The following is a 16,057-nucleotide window of genomic DNA, read 5'->3' as shown; positions in this document are numbered from 1 at the left end:
GTGAACTCCTGGTCAAGCGGTGGCGGTACCGGGGGAGGACGAGGGCGCGGCGGGCGGTGCGCCGCGCAGGGTGGTGCACGAGGTGCGGAATTCCTCTGCGGCCCTGCGGAGCTCGTGTGCGATATCGGTCAGCACCGGCCTCGGGTCGCCGCGGTGGTGCCACAGCGCCCCGGCGGTGAGTCGCGCCGTGCGGGCCGGCGTGTAGAGCTCGGCGGGACGCCGGGTGCGGGAGAAGATGCCGGTGGTGATGGCTGCCAGGGCCCGGTCGCCGGTCGCGGTGCGGTACAGCTCGATTTCGAGGGGGCTCATCGCGGTGCCGCGGGCGAGCCGGTTGGTCCAGTGGTAGATCTCGCGGCATTCGCGTACCCGCCGCCGCTCCCACGCGGCGACGGCGCGGTCCAGCCGGACGGGGTCGCCGAGGACCGGTGCGACGGCTTCGGCCAGCAGGCGTCCGTAGTGCAGGGCATCGCGGATGCCCTGCGCCGTGACCGGATCCTTGAAATGACCGGAGTCACCGGGGAGCGCCCAGCCCGGACCGCTGGAGCGGCGGAAGTAGGAGGCGATATCGGTGGCCGACCGGACCCGCCCCACCTTCTCGCAGTCGCGCAGCCGCTCCCGTAGTGCCGGGATGCGGTCGAGCGCGGCGGCATAGCGTTGTTCGGCGTCGCCGGGGCGCCGGGGGCCTGCTTCGGCCGGCGGCTGGACCAGGCTCAGCAGCAGGCCGTCGTCGCAGGGGAAGGCGGTGCCGAGGTCGGCGCCCGCCCGCCACTGCGCGGCGATATCGCGCCGGTCGCCGGAAGGGTCGCGCCAGTAGGCGAAGTAGCAGTCGCGCCCGCTGGGTGTGGATTCGTAGGGGGTCAGGGCCCCGGCCAGTTTCGCCACGGTGCTGCGGCGGCCGTCGGCGCCCACCACCAGTGCGGCGCGGATCTCGACGAGCCGGCCGCCGGGATCGGTGTAGCGCACCCCGGTACACCGCCCGCCGTCCCAGACGAGGTCGGTCACCCGGCATTTCTCGCGGATCTCGGCCCCGGCCGCGCGGGCGGTACGCACCAGCGCGTGATCGAGGCCGGTGCGACGTACACACAGGGTGTAGTCGATCCCGTCGACCTGCGGGAACTCGCTGGCGACCGCATATCCCGCCGCGGCGGCGTAGGCCCGGGTGAGTCGCGGCGCGCCCAGTTCCTCGACGGCCTCGAGTGCGCCCAGCCGGGACAGTTCGGCGACTCCGGCCGGCCACAGCAGATGGGTGGACAGCGTGTCGGAGGGAAAGCGTGCGCGGTCCAGTACGACGACCCGGCGGCCGGCCCGGGCGAGGGTCGCCGCGGTGGCGGAACCCGCACATCGGGCGCCGACGACCACGGTATCGGCTTGCTCGACCGCACTGGGGGAGTCGGCCATGGGAACCGTCCTCGGTCATCGAGTCTCGGACACTATGTCCGATTGATGGTGCGGTGCGCCGTGGCGATTGTCAACCGTCCGAGCCGCACTGTCCCGCACAGTTTTCCGTTTACCGCGACGAAGCGCCTCGGCCGTCTCGGGAACCGTGTCGTGTCCCGAGGGTGCGACGGCGGGAACCGGCTCGCGGCTTCGACGGCGGGCACAATATCCCCATGGACCTTGCGAGCCGATATCCACTGCACCGCGCGATCGAGCCGGCGGGCGCCGGATGCCCTCGCTGACCCGCACCCCGCGGTCCGCTCGGAAACCGGACGAGGACCGCCGGGCCGAGTTCGAGCAGCGGGTGTTGCGGGCGGTCGAGGACCTGCTGGCCGACGGCACCCCGTTCACCGAGATCGCGGTACAGAAGATCGCCGCCACCGCGCAGATGGCGCGCTCCACCTTCTACCGGTATTTCCCCGACAAGAGCCGGCTGTTGATCCGGACCGCCGATCTGGCCACGGCCGATCTGTTCGAGGCCGCCGAGCGGTGGTGGGGCGCCGAGCACACCGACCGGGAAGCGGGGGTGCGGCGGGCGATGAGCGCGATGATCGCCGGATTCCGTCGCCACCGCTACCTGCTGTTGGCGCTGAGTGAGGTCGCGGCCTACGACCGGGATGTGGGCGCCTACTGGCGGGCCCGGGTGGCCACCTTCGTCGACCTGGTCCGCGTTCGGCTGGAAGCCGATCGTGCGGCCGGCCGGGTCGCGCCCGAACTGGAACCCGCGGCGACCGCGCTGGTGCTGGCCGCCATGGTGGAGCGCTCCATCACCACCGCGTTCGCGATGCGGACCGGGATCAGTGACACGGAGCTGGCGGCCGCGCTGGGCCGGTCCATCTGGCTGGTGGTCTACGGGGACGCTCCCGCCGGTGGTGGTCCTGCCGCGACGGTCTGATCGCGGTGGTCCGATAGTTCGGCCGGCACCCGCTCGACCAGGCGCCGTGCCGCGAGTACCACGGCCGAGCGCTGGGCGCCGATCCGCGCGGGCGGTCCGGCGTTCGCGTGCACGGCGGTGCTGCGGGCCAGTTCGGTGAGCATGCGCAGGAGCATGGGCGCCGCGATATCGGTGGTGACCAGGCCCTCCTGCTGGCCGCGGCGGATCTCGGCGAGTTTGGGATCGACGGTGCGGCGCAGCACCTGGTCGATCCGCTCGTCGGCCGGTTCCAGCTCGGCCCAGGCCTGGAGCCGGGCATTTTCCGGGTGGGCCAGGAAGTGGTCGAAGAGGCGTCCTACATAGCCGGGGAGATCGTCGGCGCGCAGCGCGGTCTCGGCCGTGGTCTGCCGGGTCCATTGTTCGGTGACCGCGGCGTAGAGCTCCGATTTGCCGGGGAAGTAGGCGTAGAGGCGGTCCTTGCTGGCGTGCGCGGCCGCGGCGATGCGATTGATCCGGGCGCCGGCCGTGCCGTATTCGGCGAATTCCGCTTTGGCGGCAGCGAGAATCCGGTCCCGGGTTGCCTGGCCTGCCGCGCGCACACCCCGAATCCTATCTTGCCGAACCAGATGGTTCGGAACTATCGTCGTTGCCGAACCGGATGGTTCGCCGAATCCAGTCGATGGGACAGATATGAGCGCGGAGAAACCACGGTGGCAGCAACTGCGGGAGCTGACCGAGGGCGTTTCGGTGGCGGAGCTCGACGATCTGTGGGGGCGGTTGCGGCCCGCCCGCGCCGAGGAGATCCTCGGCCAGTGGCGCGGTGACGCCTTCCAGACCGGTCATCCGCTGTGCCGGGCACTGCCCAAGAGCCGCTGGTACGGCAAAACCTTCCATTCGCTCGGCGACGCCAAACCGCTCATCTGCCGTGCCGAGGACGGCACTCTCTTCTCGAACGTCGAACTCGGCCAGGGCGAGGCGACGCTGTGGAACATCGAATTCCGCGGTGAGGTGACCGCCACCATGGTCTACGACGGCCGCGCCGTATTCGACCACTTCAAATGGCTCGACGACACCACGCTGATGGGCATCATGAACGGCCGCCCGGAGCTGGTGCTCGCCGACGGCCAGTTCTTCTACTTCCTGCTGGAACGGGCGTAGCGATGCGGACGACGGCGGTCCTGTCCCGCGATCCGGCGGCACCGTTCTCGGTGGAAACGGTGGATGTCGACGAGCCCCGTGACGACGAGATCCTGGTGCGTATCGTCGCCGCCGGTATCTGCCACACCGACCTGGTCAATCGGGCGCTGGGCAAACCGGACCGGCCGGTCCTGCTCGGCCACGAAGGCGCCGGGATCGTCGAATCGGTCGGGTCGTCGGTGACCTCGGTCGCGCCGGGCGACCGTGTGGTTCTCACCTTCCGGCACTGCGGCACCTGCCCGAACTGCGCGGCGGGGCGGCCGGCCTACTGCCGGGATTCCACCGCGCTCAACCATTTCGGCCGCCGGCCGGACCGCAGCCCGCGGATCACGGTCGCGGGTCTGCCGGTACGGGACGGTTTCTTCGGTCAATCCAGTTTCGCCGGGTACGCGCTGGCCACGGCGGACAATACGATTGTCGTCGACCCGGCGGTCGATCCGGCCGTCGCCGCCTCGTTCGGTTGCGGCTTCCAGACCGGCGCGGGCGCGGTGCTGAACGCGTTGCGGCCGGAGTCGGGGGCCTGGCTGGCGATCTACGGTGCCGGTGCGGTGGGATCGGCCGCGCTGCTGGCCGCCCGCACGGTGCCCGGGGTCCGGACGGTGGTGGTGGAGACGGCGGCGGCCCGCCGGGAGCTGGCCCGGGAACTGGGTGCCGACGAGGTACTGGATCCGGCCGCGGCCGATACGGTCGCCGCGATCGGGGAACTCACCGGCGGCGGTGCGACGCACGCCCTGGACACCACCGGGTCGCCGAAGGTGCTGGCCGACGCGTTCGCGGCGCTGGGCACCGGCGCCACCGTTGTCGCGGTCGGGCTGGGCGCGGGGGTCCCACAGATCGATGTGCGCGACCTGGTGTTGCGCGGCAAAACGGTTCGCGGTTGCCTCGAAGGCGACGCCGAGCCGGCCACCTTCATCCCGCATCTGCTCGATCTGCACACCCGCGGGTTGCTCCCGGTGGACCGGCTGGTGACCCGCTTCCCCTACACCGAGATCGACAGGGCCCTCGCCGCGCAGCATGCGGGGGCGGTGATCAAACCGGTGCTCACCTGGTAGTCGACGGTCCGTGTTCGGTGTCCGGACATCTCCACGACGAAACCCGTTCGGACACCGAACATCCCGATGTCGTATCCGGGGTCCATGCTGCGGAGGCCGGGCGGACGGCGCCGTTCGCCGGGCGTGCCGGTGGCGGACAGTGGAAAGGTCGATCGCGATGCCCGATACCGTGCCGATCCGGGACTATGTCGCGGAATTCCTGCACACCCATTGCGATCTGGACTTCGACGAGATCCCGCCCACGGCCACGCTGGACGATCTCGACGTGGATTCGCTGACGGTCCTGTCGATCATCGTGCTGGTCGAGAAGGAGTACGGGCTCGAGCTGCCCGAGCGGCAGGTCGCCGCCGCCCGCACCTTCGGCGATCTCATGGGATTGCTCGGCGTGCGGACGGCCGCCCCGTCCTGACCCCGATCCGGTCCGTCCGGTCGGCGCAGGACGATTCGGGCGGGCCGAAACGGTCGCGCTGCCGCTGGTGGCGGTCCTGCTGTACGTCATGCTCGGTCGCCGGCCCTGCGGAGCATTCCTGCGTCGGCGAGAGCACGCCGGACGGCGGGCGTGTCGAGGCCGTGTTGTGACAGTCCAGTGACCCGCGCGGAGCCGCCGGGTCGATCCGCGGAATCGGATGCCGATCGATTGCCGGAAACTCCAGTAGGCGCGTGTCGCGCATACGACACGCCGCCGCCTACCGGCCCGACCAGAAAAAATCGGTGAGTCTCACCCCATTGTGCTCCGATTTGCGCTTCAATAACCGTTCGGGTTCGGCTTTACGGAATCGGCATTCGCCGCCACCGCATCTACCGGCATCCGAGAGGGGCACGACCAGATGAGCACGATCCTCACCGCACTGCACGACGGCCTTCCGGTACTGCACGACCACTACGCCGTACTTGCCCAACTGGGCGATCCCAGCCCGGAAGCGCCCCCGCTGTCGGACAAGGTCGTCCAGATGACCAGGTACCTCACCTGGTTCGTCCTGTTGTCCGGGGTCACCTCGATAGTCTTCGGCGGCAGCAGGCTCGCCTGGGAGAAGTGGAACGGTGGCCCGCTGACGGCGCCCAAGCAGATCGCCGGTGCCATGGCCGGCGGTGCGGTGGCGACCAGCGCGGGGACGATCATGAACGCGATCATGGGCTAGCGCCCGCCGGGTTCCGCCGTCCGGGCGAGGGTTCGCGGGACGCATCGGCGACTCCGTCGAGTGGCGCGGTGCGGCCAGAGCGAGCGGTGGGGGCCCGCCCGGCGGCGCGGTGTTAGATTCGGGCTGTGTACTCCGGTCTCGCGGGCACGTTGGTGCGCTGGTTGCTGCCGGTCGTGCTGGCGGTGGCCGTTTCGGGTATGCACCACCTGCCTGCCCGAGCCGGCGGTGCGACGCACCATCCGATGGGCTCCCATGCGTTCGTCTCGGCATCGCCTGTCCCGGATCCGGGACAGGCGCACGTGGAGCCGGCGCGGTCCTGCTGTCCGGATCCGTCCGCCGTGCTCGCGCCGGCGCCGCGCGACAACGCCCCGGCCGGTCACGGCACGGGCCACGATCTGCTGCACCTGTGCCTGGCCGTCCTGGTGGCGGCGCTGGCCTCGGTACTGATCGTCGCCGCGCTGCGGAGGTACCTGTTCGTGAGGGGACCGATGCGCGCGGCCGCGCTCCGGCCGCGGGCGGTGGCCCGGCCGCCGCCTGTTCCGATCTCGCGGCGCCTGGCAGTCCTGGGCGTGCTGCGGCTGTGATCGACGCCCGCCGGACCCGGTTTCTCCGGGTCGCGGCGCTGCTTCGTCGCACGCAACACACCGAACTCTCAGGAGCAACAATGATCGGAAAACCACGCACCGGAATCGCGCTCGCCCTCCTCACCACCGCGGTCCTCCTGACCGGATGCGGCAACGGTGACGACAACACCGCCCCGGCGACCTCGTCGCCGGCCGTCACCGGTACGACGACCGAGCGGGTGGCCGGTGACCACAACCAGGCCGATATCCGTTTCGCCGAGGAGATGATCCCGCATCATCGCCAGGCCGTGGAGATGGCCGCGCTGGTGCCGTCCCGTTCGAGCGATCCGGCGGTGATCGATCTGGCCGCACGTATCCAGCAGGCGCAGGACCCGGAGATCACCACCATGACCGGGTGGCTGCGGGACTGGGGCGTCGCGGTACCCGAGGGCAGTGGGCACGGCGGAATGGACCACGGAAATATGCCGGGCATGATGACCCATGAGCAGATGGTGCAGCTCGAGGCGGCCCGGGGTCCGGAATTCGACCGGATGTGGCTCACCATGATGATCGCCCACCACGAGGGCGCGGTGCAGATGGCCGGTACCGAACTGGCCGAGGGTGCCGACTCCGACGCCAAGGCGCTGGCGCAGCAGATCATCGATGCCCAGCAGGCCGAGATCCAGCAGATGCAGGCACTGCTGAACGGCTGACCCCGGGCGGGTCCGGCGGGTGTGTCCACGCGCGCCGGACCCTCGGCCCCGAGGAGACCCACGGCGAGCACGCTGGGCAGGTGACCCGCGGGGTTGGTCGGGTGGTTGTTCCGGGACAGAGGCTGCCCGCGGATCAGCGGCAGGATTTCGGAGCGAGTCCGGTGAGCACGGCGATCGGCGCGGTGAGTGCGGCGGCATCCAGGGCCGCCTCGGCCGTCAGCGCGTGCAGCAGAGCACCGTCGAGGTAGATCGCGACCGCACGGGCGGCGACGGGGCCGGTATGCGGGGTGAGGATATCGACGAGGCCGTCGAACCAGACCCGCGCCAGTAGCGGTTGGCCAGCCCGGGCCAGGCGGCCGGGTGTCGCCGGTGGGGAGTTCACGCCCTCGCCCTGTCCGGACCGGAGCCGGCCGGACCACACCTATCGGCCCCGCGACCTCATGCGGGGCGGCGGCGCCGGACGAGCAGCAGGAGGAGGACCACCACCGCCGCGCCCAGGCCCAGCAGCAGTTGCCGCTCGGCGGTGACCCCGGCGGCGGCCATCAGATCGATGGGTTCGGCGGACGGGCGGGGACCGATGCGGGTGACCGGTGCGGGCCGCGGCTCCGGTGCGGCTTCTTCGGATGCCGCCGGACCGGATGCTGCGGCCCGCCCGTTGCCCGGCGCCGTGGCGGTGATCTCGGCGGCGAGATTGTCGGCGAAGGTACCGATGAGGCTGCCCGCCACATCGGCGAGGGCGCCGCGACCGAACTGGGCCGGTTTACCGGTGATCGCCAGATCGGTATCGACGAATACGTCGGTGGTCCCGTCCGATTCGACCAACCGGCAGGTGATCACGGCCTTGGCGGTGCCGTTGCCGCGGGTCTCGCGGCCACCGCCCTCGAGCACCGCGACCTTGGCGGACTCGTCCTGGGAGACCACCTTGATGATGCCGTTGTAGGTGAGCCCCACCGGACCCAGCTTGACCTTGATCTTGCCGTGGAAATCGTCGCCGTCGCGGGAGGTGAGTACGGCGCCGGGTACACAGGGTGCGATCCGCTCCAGATCCAGCAGTACGGGCCAGGCGTCCGCGGCGGGGACGGGGATCTGGAAGGTGTTCTCTAGTTTCATACGGGGTCCTTGGCGTCGGTGCCGGTTCTGGTCTGCGGGGTCGCGGGCGCTTCGGTACCGAGGGTGGTGGCGGCGTCGCGTACGGCGCGGATGATGCCCTGGTAGCCGGTGCAGCGACAGATGTTGCCGGACAGTGCTTCCCGGATCTCGTCGTCGCCGGGATCGGGTGTCTCCCGCAGGAATGCGGTCGCGGAGACGACGAAACCCGGTGTGCAGAAACCGCACTGGAGGCCGTGATGATCGCGGAAGGCCTGCTGGACGGGGGAGAGAGTGCCGTCGGGATCGGCCAGGCCCTCCACCGTGGTCACCTCGGCCCCGTCGGCCTGGACCGCGAAGACCAGGCACGCGCGCACCGCCGCCCCGTCGAGCAGTACCGAACAGGCGCCGCAGACACCGTGTTCGCAACCCAGGTGGGTGCCGGTGAGGCCGCAGGTCTCGCGGAGATAGTCGGCCAGGGTGCGGCGCGGGGGTATCCGGTCGCGGCGCTTCACCCCGTTCACGGCCACCGAGATCTCGATATCAGTCATTGCTCGCCTCCTCTACCGCGCGGTGCCAGGCCCGCGCGACCATGACCGCCCCGATCCGGCGCCGATAGTCGGCGCAGCCGTGGATATCGGCCGGTACCGAATTCAGGGCCGCGGTCACCGCGCGCCCGAGTTCGGCGGCGTCGACCGCGGCGGCGAGGCGGCCGATCAGCTCGGCCTCGGCCGCGGTGGCCCGCAGCGGGGTGGGTGCCAGGCCGATGAGTCCCAGGGCGACCTGTTCGATCCGGGAATCGGCGTCGAGCCGCACCGCGACCACCGCCCCCGCCATGGCGAAATCCCCCGCGCGGCGCGTGAACTCCTCGATCGCGAAACCGGTACGTCCCCGCCACACCGGGAAGGTGACCCCGGTGAGCAGTTCGTCGGCTTCCATGGCCGTGCTCCACATACCGGTGAAGTACTCCGCGGCCGGAATCGTGCGCTGCCCGCGCGGGGACAGGGTGTGCATCCGCGCGTCGAGAGTGAGCGCCACGGCCGGGTACTCGCCGGCGGCGTCGGCGTGCGCGATCGCCCCGCCGATAGTGCCGCGATTGCGGATCTGGAAGTGGCCGATGAGCGGAGTCGCCCGGTGCAGCAGTGGCACGTCGCGGCGGATCCCGGCGTCGCGGCCGACCGCGGCGTGGGTGGTACCCGCCCCGATCCACACCGTGTCACCGCGGGTTTCGACACCCCGTAACTGGTCCAGTTTCCGCAGGTCGACCAGATGGTCGAAGACGGCGAGCCGCAGCGCCAGCATCGGCACCAGGCTCTGGCCGCCCGCGATGATCTTGGCTTCGTCACCGAGATCGGCCAGCAGGGCCACGGCCTCGTCCGCGGTGGCGGGCGCGTGGTATTCGAAGGCGGCGGGTTTCATGCGGTGACCTCCGATGTGCCGCTCGCCTCGATCATCGAGACGATACGGGCGGGGGAGAGGGGAAGCCGGTCGATCTCGACACCGAACGGTGCCAGCGCGTCGGCAACGGCGTTGAGTACCGCGGGCGTCGAGCCGATGGCGCCACCCTCACCGACCCCCTTGAACCCGCCCGGCCCGCTGCTCGGGGTCTCGATGTGCCCGAGTTCGATCTCGGGCACATCGGTGGCGGTGGGCAGTAGGTAGTCCAGGAATGTGGTGGCCACGGGATTGCCGTCGTCGTCGTAGGCGAGGTGCTCGTAGAGTGCGCCGCCGATGCCCTGGACGGTACCGCCGTAGATCTGGCCCTCCACGACATTCGGGTTGATCATCGGCCCGACGTCCTCGCTGACCACAAAGCGCAGCAGGGTGACGTGCCCGGTCTCGATATCGACCTCGCAGGTGCACACATGGGTGGCGTTGGCCCAGATCATCAGCTGGTCGGCGCGGTGGCGGCCGGTGGCCTCCAGCCCCGGCGGTACGCCGGGCGGCAGCAATTCGGTCTGGTAGTAGGCGATCTGCGCGATTTCGGCCAGCGACAGGGACTTCTCCGTATCCGGCACACCGGCCCGGCCGTGGGCGAACTCCACCTCCTCGACGGCGACGCCGAGCTGTTTCGCCGCGATCGCGACGATCCGTTCACGCAGTACCTGCGCGGTCTGCCGGATGGCGCCCGCCGCCATCGAACCCGAGCGGCTGCCGTTGGTTCCGCCGCCCTGCGGGGCGACGGCGGTATCGCCCTGGATGGTCTGCACCTCGGCGATATCGATACCGAGCGCGTCCGCGGTGAGCTGGATCGCGGTGGTCTCCAGGCTGTTGCCGGCCGATCCGCCCGACAGGTAGACGTTCACCTTGCCGGTCGGCGCGATCCGGATGGTGGCGCCCTCGGTGCTCAGGAACGGCGGGGCACCCGTGGTGGGTTCCACATAGGTGCAGGTACCGACACCGAGGTAGCGGCCTTCGGCGCGGGCGGCGGCCTGTTCGGCCCGGAAGGCGTCGTAGTCGAGGATCTGCAGCGCCTGCTCGAAGGTCTCGCGCGGTGAGGCGTCGGAGTAGGGCATCCCGTTCGGGTTGGCCACCGGCATCTCGCTGTGGCCGAGCATGTTCCGGCGCCGCAACTCGACCGGATCCAGGCCGAGGCGGCGGGCGGCGGTGTCCAGCAGGAGTTCCCGGGAGACCGATTCGAACTGCCACGGACCGCGATAGGCCACCCGGCCCACCGTGTTCGAGTAGTAGGAGGCGGTGCTGAAACCGGCTTCCGGTACCCGGTAGGGCCCGGGGAAGAGCATGCCGACCGCGATCGAGGAGGTGAGCGGCGACGGAATCGGATAGGCCCCCACGTTCTGGACGTGTTCGATGGTGGCGGCGAGGATATGGCCCTCCTCGTCGAAGGCCATGGCGACCTCGCCGTGTTCGTGGCGGGCCATACCGGCCGCCATCAGGCTCTCCTGCCGGTCCTCGATCCATTTCACCGCGTGCCGGACGGTGCGGGCGGCCAGCATCACGCAGGTCTCCTCGCGCTGCGGCGCCACCTTCTGGCCGAAACCGCCACCGGTATCACGCACGATGACCCGGACCCGGTGCTCGTCGATCCCGAGTAGCCGGGAGCAGAAGCCGCGCACCTCGTGCGGTGACTGGGTGGAGATCCAGATCGTCATCTCCCCGGTGGGGGCGGTCCATTCCGCCACCACGCCGCGGGTTTCCAGCGGGACCGGCGCGTAGGCCTGCTGATGGATGGTCTGGCGGACCACGTGCGGGGCGGCGTCCATGACGGCGGCCAGATCGGCGGGGGCGCGCCCGGCCAGGCCCCCGGCCGAATTACCGGCATGTTCGGCGTGCACGAGTTCGCCTGCGGTGGCGGCGGTTTCGTAGTCGACCACGGGTTCGAGCGGGTCGTAGTCGACGATCACCAGTTCGGCGGCGTCCTCGGCGATGTACCGGTCGGTCGCCAGGACCAGCACCACCGGGTCGCCGACGAAGCGCACCTCGCCCTCGGCCAGCGGCGGGCGGGGCACCTCCGGGAAGCCGGGAGTGTCCAGGGCGTAGGAGATCTCGCTGACCCGCGGGTTGAGATCCGCCGCGGTGTAGACGGCGACGACCCCTTCGAGCGCGGCGGCTGCGGCGGTGTCGATCGCGGTGATCCGGGCCCGGGGCAGTGGGCTGCGGACGAAGCAGGCGTGCACCATGCCGGGACGGGTGATGTCGTCGACGAATGTTCCGGCGCCGGTCAGCAGCCGCAGGTCTTCGATCCGGGGTACCCGGGCGCCGACGGCCGTCGTTTTCTCGGTGGTGCTCATCGTCGGCTCCGTCGCGTCGGGATGTGGTGTGGGGCGCTGCGAGACAGCCTGATTCGACCCATCCGGCCGTTCCTCCGTTCGCGGGATGTCACGGGCACCGGCAACAGGGGCGCCCGGGTTTCGGCACGCCGATGCTGAGCACTTGTTTAGCATCGGCGCGCCGGCAGTGTCAATACAGGATATGCCGTCTTCAAGAATTGCAATGTCTATTTGCGGAAGTGGTATTCTCGCATGTTGTCCCTGGTTTACGGCAACGTTGCGGTGCGGAGGTGGAGCGATGCGCGACCTGGCCGCGGACCTGGTCCGATGGCACGCCGAGGGGGTCGCCTACGCGGTGGCGACCGTGGTGGCGGTCCGGGGGAGCGCGCCGCTGCCACTGGGGTCGGCGATGGCGGTCGACGGGGCGGGCGCGGTGCGCGGCAGTCTGTCGGGAGGCTGTGTCGAAGGCGCGGTGTACGAATTGTGCACGCAGGTCCTGGCCACGGGAGAGCCGGCGCGGCAGACCTTCGGCTACAGCGACTCCGACGCGTTCGCGGTCGGTCTGACCTGCGGGGGCGAACTCGATGTCTTCGTGCAGCGGATCACGCCCCCGCAGTATCCGGTCGTCGAGGCCGCGCTCGACCCGTCCCGGCCGGTGGCGCTTGTCCGCGACCTGACCACCGCGGCACTGGCGGCGGTGACCGCCGAGGCGGTGATCACCGATGGCGGGGTCTGGCCCGATCCGGTGGTGGAGCAGGCCCGCGCGCTACTCCGCAGGGGCACGAGCGACCTGCGGACGATCGGTTGCGGCCCGGCCGACCGGGAAATCTTCGTCGCCGTGTTCACCACGCCCCCGCGGATGATCATCTTCGGCGCGAATATCTTCGCGGCCGCGCTCTGCCGGGTCGGGAAACTGCTGGGCTATCACGTCACGGTCTGCGAGGGGCGGCCCGCCTTCGCTGATCGCGCCCGGCTACCGGAGGCCGACGAGGTGGTCACCGACTGGCCACACCGCTATCTTCGTGCCACCGCGGTGGATTCCCGGACCGTCCTGTGCGTGCTCACCCACGACCCGAAGTTCGATATTCCGGTGCTGGTCGAGGCGCTGGGGAACCCGGTCGCCTATATCGGCGCCATGGGCTCGCGCCGCGCCGACGCCGAACGGCGCGCCCATCTGCGCGCGGCCGGCGTCACCGAGGATCGGCTCGCACGGTTGCGGTCCCCGATCGGGCTGCACTTGGGCGGCCGGACCCCGGAGGAGACCGCCGTGGCCATCGGCGCGGAGATCGTCGCGCTACGCCACGGCGGGTCGGCGCGCTCGCTGTCGGGCACCCAGCGGCCGATCCACACCGTCCCACCGGGACCGCGGGAATCCGACTCGGTGCCCACCGACGATCACCGCGCCAGATCCTGCGGTGTGTCGACGTCGTCGGGCGAGCCGGTTCCGTCGCACGGCACCCGCTGAACCAGTTCGGAATTGGCGGCCAGGAATCTTCGCGCGCCGGTATCACCGACCGCTTCGGCCGCCACCGCCGCGAAATATTCGGCACCGAGCAGCACCGGATGTCCGGGACGACCGTCGTAGGTGGCGGTCGCCAGGCGGGCGCCGCAGGCGAGCAACCGGCGGACCGCTTCGGCGCCGAGCCACGGCATATCGACGGGGACGACCACGGCCGCCGTGTCGTGGACTGCCGCCAGGCCGGTGGTCAGCGAGGAGCCCATCCCGCTCGCCCACCGCGGATTATGCACCACCGTGGCTTCGCGCACCCGCAACTCCACCGCGCCGGACACCACGATCACCCGGGCGCAACCCCCGTCGCGCAACAGGCGCACGGCCCGGTCGACCAGCCGTTCGCCCTCGAAGAGCACCTCGGCCTTGGGCTTTCCGAAACGCCGGCCGGCGCCCGCGGCGAGTACCAGTCCCGCGGCGTCGATTCGAGCGGCTGCGTGATCCATGCCGTGATCCTCGCCGATGATCAGTTGCCGGGGGGATCGATACCCAGCAGGGCCGTCTGTACCTGGTGCAACCGGTCCACATCACCGCGCAGCCCGGTCACGTTGTCCTGGTAGAGGAATGCCTCGCCCAGGCGCACCAGCGAGTAGGCGAGCAGCGACCGTTCCAGCTGGGGTGTGTAGCCGTCCTGCTCCTCGGCCCGGGTGATGAGTTGTTCCACCGCGACGAGGATGCGCGGCTGGACCGGGCCGTCGCTCGAGGTGAGGATGCGCAGGCCCGCCAGCGGCTCGTTCTCGAAGTACTGGCGGAACGGTTCGTTGCCGGCCATCCAGCGGTTGACCCGGTCGAGCACGCTGAGGATGCGCCGGGCGCCCGATTCGCGCCGGCGGGCGTCCGCGCGTTCGATGAGGGATTCGAATTCCCCGGCCAGCACGGCGCCGAGCACGCCGTCGCGGGAACCGAACCAGCGGTAGATGGAGGCGCGGCTCAGTTTGAGCTGGGCGGCGATCGACTGGATATCGACCCGTTCCCCGGCGAGGAAAGCCTGCCGGGCCAGTGCTACTACTTCTTCGCGGGTGGCCGAGGCCGGGCGGCCGGGCGGTCTGGAAGTGCGGCTCGCGGTGGTCACCACGTTATGGTACACACATTGGTTCGTGTATCTAAAAACGGTGGACGACCTGGTCGTGGGGTTTCGAGTGTAGAGCGGGTCGGGCCGGCCGGGCCAGCGGGGACCGCGCCGACCACCGGCCGCCCTCCCGGGTGACCTGCACCGGATGATCGAACGCCACGGAAATGTTTGCGGTGGTGATGGTTTCGGCCGCCGGGCCCGCCGCGACCGTCCGCCCGTCCGCGATCAGCAGCGCATGGCCGGTCGTCGTCGGCAATTCCTCGAGATGGTGGGTCACCAGGACGGAGGCGAGTTCGGGGTAGGTCCGGTCCAGTGCGTCGATCGTGTGCAGCAACTGTTCCCGGGCGGCCACATCCAGTCCGGTGGTCGGTTCGTCGAGCAGCAGCAGGCGCGGTGCGGTGATCAGCGCGCGAGCGATGAGGGTCCGTCCACGTTCTCCTTGGGAGAGGGTGAACCAGGAACGTTCGGCTTTCGCGGCCATTCCCACCGCGTCGAGTGCCTCCGTCGCCGCCGCGATCTGGGTGGCGGTCGGTGTCCAGCGCAGCGGGGTGTCCACCGTCCCGGTGAGTCCGGTCAGCACCACATCGCGCACCGGCAGCGGTGAGCGCAGCGGATGCCGTGGGTCGACATGTCCGATCGAGCGCCGCAGCCGCTGCAGTTCTACCCGGCCGAGCTGCTCGCCGAGCACCCGGACGGCGCCGGTGGTCGGGTGGGTCACGGCGCCGCAGAAACCCAGCAGCGTGCTCTTGCCCGCACCGTTGGGGCCCAGCAGGGCCCAGTGCTCACCGGCGCGCACCGTCAGCGAGATGCCGTCGATGATCTGGTTGCCGTCGCGCCGGAAGGTGACGTCGGTCAGCTCCAGAACGGGTGTGGTCACGAGAAGGCCTCCTTGATGGCGCGCAGATGATCCCGGCTGAGTGCGGCCGCGGCGTCCGGGTCGCGGGCGGCGATGGCTGCGGCGAGCTGCTCGTGCGCCGCGTGGTCGGCGGGTGGGGAGGGCAGCGGGCGGATGTGCAGCATATCGATCATCGCGATCCGCAGCCGGGGCAGGAAGGTATCGAACAGCTGGATCAGTATGTCGTTGTGCGCGGCCACGATCACGGCGCGGTGGAAGGCCGTATCGGCATCGACGTACTCGGGGACCGAGAGGCCCGGTGCCGCGCGGCCGGTCAGGGTGCGGCGGATCGTCCGCAGATCGGCGGGGGTGCGCCGGTGGGCGGCCAGGGCGGCGGCCTCGGTCTCGATGGCCATCCGGGCTTCCACCACCGCGGCGATGGTCGCGCGCCGCACGACGATATCCCAGTCCTCGGCGATATCCAGGGCGGTGACGAAAACACCGGCGCCCTGCCGGCTGGCGAGCACCCCGCGTCCGGCGAGTTCGCGAATCGCCTCGCGCAGCGTCGAACGTCCCACTCCGAGCTGGGCCGCGAGGGTGGTCTCGCCGGGCAGCCGGTGGCCGAGCGGCCACTCGCCGGCCCGGATGCGCGCCAGCAGCAGATCGGCCGTCTGTTCGGCCAGCGGGTGCCGTCGTACCTGGGAAACCATATCGAACCTCGCTACTTGTCTGAGGAGTCGTGTACAGTCTGCCACATGTCGCACCCGGAGCTTCTCCTCGACCGCCACTGCGGGGCCTGAACGATCGGCCACCCCGCCGTGGGGTTGTCGTCGGCCGGTCACCGTCAC

General features: G+C 70.5%; 19 protein-coding genes. 8 read left to right on the top strand and 11 right to left on the bottom strand.

Annotation, left to right across the window (positions count from 1 at the left end; translation table 11 throughout):
- Positions 1 to 12 precede the first annotated feature (12 nt).
- Positions 13 to 1,398 (bottom strand): NAD(P)/FAD-dependent oxidoreductase, encoded by a 1,386-nt coding sequence (locus NF4_RS19960; protein ID WP_063128856.1) that lies wholly within the window; start codon positions 1,396 to 1,398, stop codon positions 13 to 15.
- Positions 1,399 to 1,666: 268 nt separating this feature from the next.
- Between NF4_RS19960 and NF4_RS19955 the strand changes: the two genes are divergently transcribed.
- Complete coding sequence (locus tag NF4_RS19955) at positions 1,667 to 2,332, top strand: TetR/AcrR family transcriptional regulator (RefSeq protein WP_063128855.1); 666 nt, start codon at positions 1,667 to 1,669, stop codon at positions 2,330 to 2,332.
- On the opposite strand, the gene NF4_RS19950 is transcribed toward NF4_RS19955, so the two are convergent.
- On the bottom strand, positions 2,287 to 2,910 hold the full coding sequence (locus tag NF4_RS19950; protein ID WP_063128854.1) for a TetR/AcrR family transcriptional regulator: 624 nt from the start codon (positions 2,908 to 2,910) through the stop codon (positions 2,287 to 2,289). The genes NF4_RS19955 and NF4_RS19950 overlap by 46 nt on opposite strands.
- 91 nt (positions 2,911 to 3,001) lie before the next feature.
- Here NF4_RS19950 and NF4_RS19945 point away from each other — a divergent pair, with 91 nt between their 5' ends.
- The 6 genes from NF4_RS19945 to NF4_RS19920 all read left to right on the top strand — a co-directional run bounded on the left by NF4_RS19945 (position 3,002) and on the right by NF4_RS19920 (position 6,975).
- Positions 3,002 to 3,469, top strand: coding sequence for a DUF4334 domain-containing protein (locus tag NF4_RS19945; RefSeq protein WP_063128853.1), 468 nt, complete (start codon positions 3,002 to 3,004; stop codon positions 3,467 to 3,469).
- A 2-nt stretch (positions 3,470 to 3,471) separates the two neighbouring features.
- On the top strand, positions 3,472 to 4,560 hold the full coding sequence (locus NF4_RS19940; RefSeq protein ID WP_063128852.1) for an NAD(P)-dependent alcohol dehydrogenase: 1,089 nt from the start codon (positions 3,472 to 3,474) through the stop codon (positions 4,558 to 4,560).
- A 157-nt stretch (positions 4,561 to 4,717) separates the two neighbouring features.
- Positions 4,718 to 4,969: an acyl carrier protein gene (locus NF4_RS19935; protein ID WP_063128851.1), complete on the top strand. Its 252-nt coding sequence runs from the start codon at positions 4,718 to 4,720 to the stop codon at positions 4,967 to 4,969.
- Positions 4,970 to 5,387: 418 nt separating this feature from the next.
- Positions 5,388 to 5,699, top strand: coding sequence for a hypothetical protein (locus NF4_RS19930; protein ID WP_063128850.1), 312 nt, complete (start codon positions 5,388 to 5,390; stop codon positions 5,697 to 5,699).
- A 125-nt stretch (positions 5,700 to 5,824) separates the two neighbouring features.
- Complete coding sequence (locus tag NF4_RS19925; RefSeq protein ID WP_063128849.1) at positions 5,825 to 6,283, top strand: hypothetical protein; 459 nt, start codon at positions 5,825 to 5,827, stop codon at positions 6,281 to 6,283.
- Positions 6,284 to 6,363: 80 nt separating this feature from the next.
- Positions 6,364 to 6,975, top strand: a complete 612-nt coding sequence (locus tag NF4_RS19920) for a DUF305 domain-containing protein (protein ID WP_063128848.1) — start codon at positions 6,364 to 6,366, stop codon at positions 6,973 to 6,975.
- A gap of 133 nt (positions 6,976 to 7,108) precedes the next feature.
- Here NF4_RS19920 and NF4_RS19915 read toward each other — a convergent pair whose 3' ends face one another.
- Genes NF4_RS19915 through NF4_RS19895 form a run of 5 tightly spaced genes read right to left on the bottom strand, consistent with a single transcriptional unit; the run spans position 7,109 to position 11,813 of the window.
- A complete protein-coding gene (locus tag NF4_RS19915) occupies positions 7,109 to 7,357 on the bottom strand; it encodes a hypothetical protein (RefSeq protein WP_157120461.1) in 249 nt (82 codons plus the stop codon).
- A gap of 56 nt (positions 7,358 to 7,413) precedes the next feature.
- Entirely contained in the window at positions 7,414 to 8,085 is a 672-nt protein-coding gene (locus NF4_RS19910) for an SRPBCC family protein (RefSeq protein WP_063128846.1), read from the bottom strand.
- The gene (locus NF4_RS19905; RefSeq protein ID WP_063128845.1) at positions 8,082 to 8,612 is read right to left on the bottom strand and encodes a (2Fe-2S)-binding protein; all 531 of its coding nucleotides are present in this window, start codon (positions 8,610 to 8,612) and stop codon (positions 8,082 to 8,084) included. Before NF4_RS19905 ends, NF4_RS19910 begins: the two co-directional genes overlap by 4 nt.
- On the bottom strand, positions 8,605 to 9,480 hold the full coding sequence (locus NF4_RS19900; protein WP_063128844.1) for an FAD binding domain-containing protein: 876 nt from the start codon (positions 9,478 to 9,480) through the stop codon (positions 8,605 to 8,607). The genes NF4_RS19905 and NF4_RS19900 overlap by 8 nt, the downstream gene beginning before the upstream one ends.
- Complete coding sequence (locus tag NF4_RS19895) at positions 9,477 to 11,813, bottom strand: xanthine dehydrogenase family protein molybdopterin-binding subunit (protein ID WP_063128843.1); 2,337 nt, start codon at positions 11,811 to 11,813, stop codon at positions 9,477 to 9,479. Before NF4_RS19895 ends, NF4_RS19900 begins: the two co-directional genes overlap by 4 nt.
- A gap of 277 nt (positions 11,814 to 12,090) precedes the next feature.
- On the opposite strand from NF4_RS19895, the gene NF4_RS19890 reads away from it, so the two are divergent.
- Positions 12,091 to 13,257 (top strand): XdhC family protein, encoded by a 1,167-nt coding sequence (locus NF4_RS19890; protein ID WP_063814646.1) that lies wholly within the window; start codon positions 12,091 to 12,093, stop codon positions 13,255 to 13,257.
- Here the strand turns inward: NF4_RS19890 and NF4_RS19885 are convergent.
- Genes NF4_RS19885 through NF4_RS19870 form a run of 4 tightly spaced genes read right to left on the bottom strand, consistent with a single transcriptional unit; the run spans position 13,188 to position 15,919 of the window.
- The gene (locus NF4_RS19885) at positions 13,188 to 13,748 is read right to left on the bottom strand and encodes a nucleotidyltransferase family protein (protein ID WP_063128842.1); all 561 of its coding nucleotides are present in this window, start codon (positions 13,746 to 13,748) and stop codon (positions 13,188 to 13,190) included. The genes NF4_RS19890 and NF4_RS19885 overlap by 70 nt on opposite strands.
- A gap of 20 nt (positions 13,749 to 13,768) precedes the next feature.
- Positions 13,769 to 14,374, bottom strand: a complete 606-nt coding sequence (locus NF4_RS19880; RefSeq protein WP_232330565.1) for a QsdR family transcriptional regulator — start codon at positions 14,372 to 14,374, stop codon at positions 13,769 to 13,771.
- Between the two features lie 31 nt (positions 14,375 to 14,405).
- Positions 14,406 to 15,251 (bottom strand): ABC transporter ATP-binding protein, encoded by an 846-nt coding sequence (locus tag NF4_RS19875; protein ID WP_063128840.1) that lies wholly within the window; start codon positions 15,249 to 15,251, stop codon positions 14,406 to 14,408.
- Complete coding sequence (locus NF4_RS19870) at positions 15,248 to 15,919, bottom strand: FadR/GntR family transcriptional regulator (protein ID WP_063128839.1); 672 nt, start codon at positions 15,917 to 15,919, stop codon at positions 15,248 to 15,250. Before NF4_RS19870 ends, NF4_RS19875 begins: the two co-directional genes overlap by 4 nt.
- Positions 15,920 to 16,057 lie beyond the last annotated feature (138 nt).

This window comes from Nocardia fusca NBRC 14340, assembly GCF_001618425.1.
Taxonomy (GTDB): Bacteria; Actinomycetota; Actinomycetes; order Mycobacteriales; family Mycobacteriaceae; genus Nocardia; species Nocardia fusca.
This window is presented reverse-complemented; position numbering and strand designations above follow the sequence as displayed.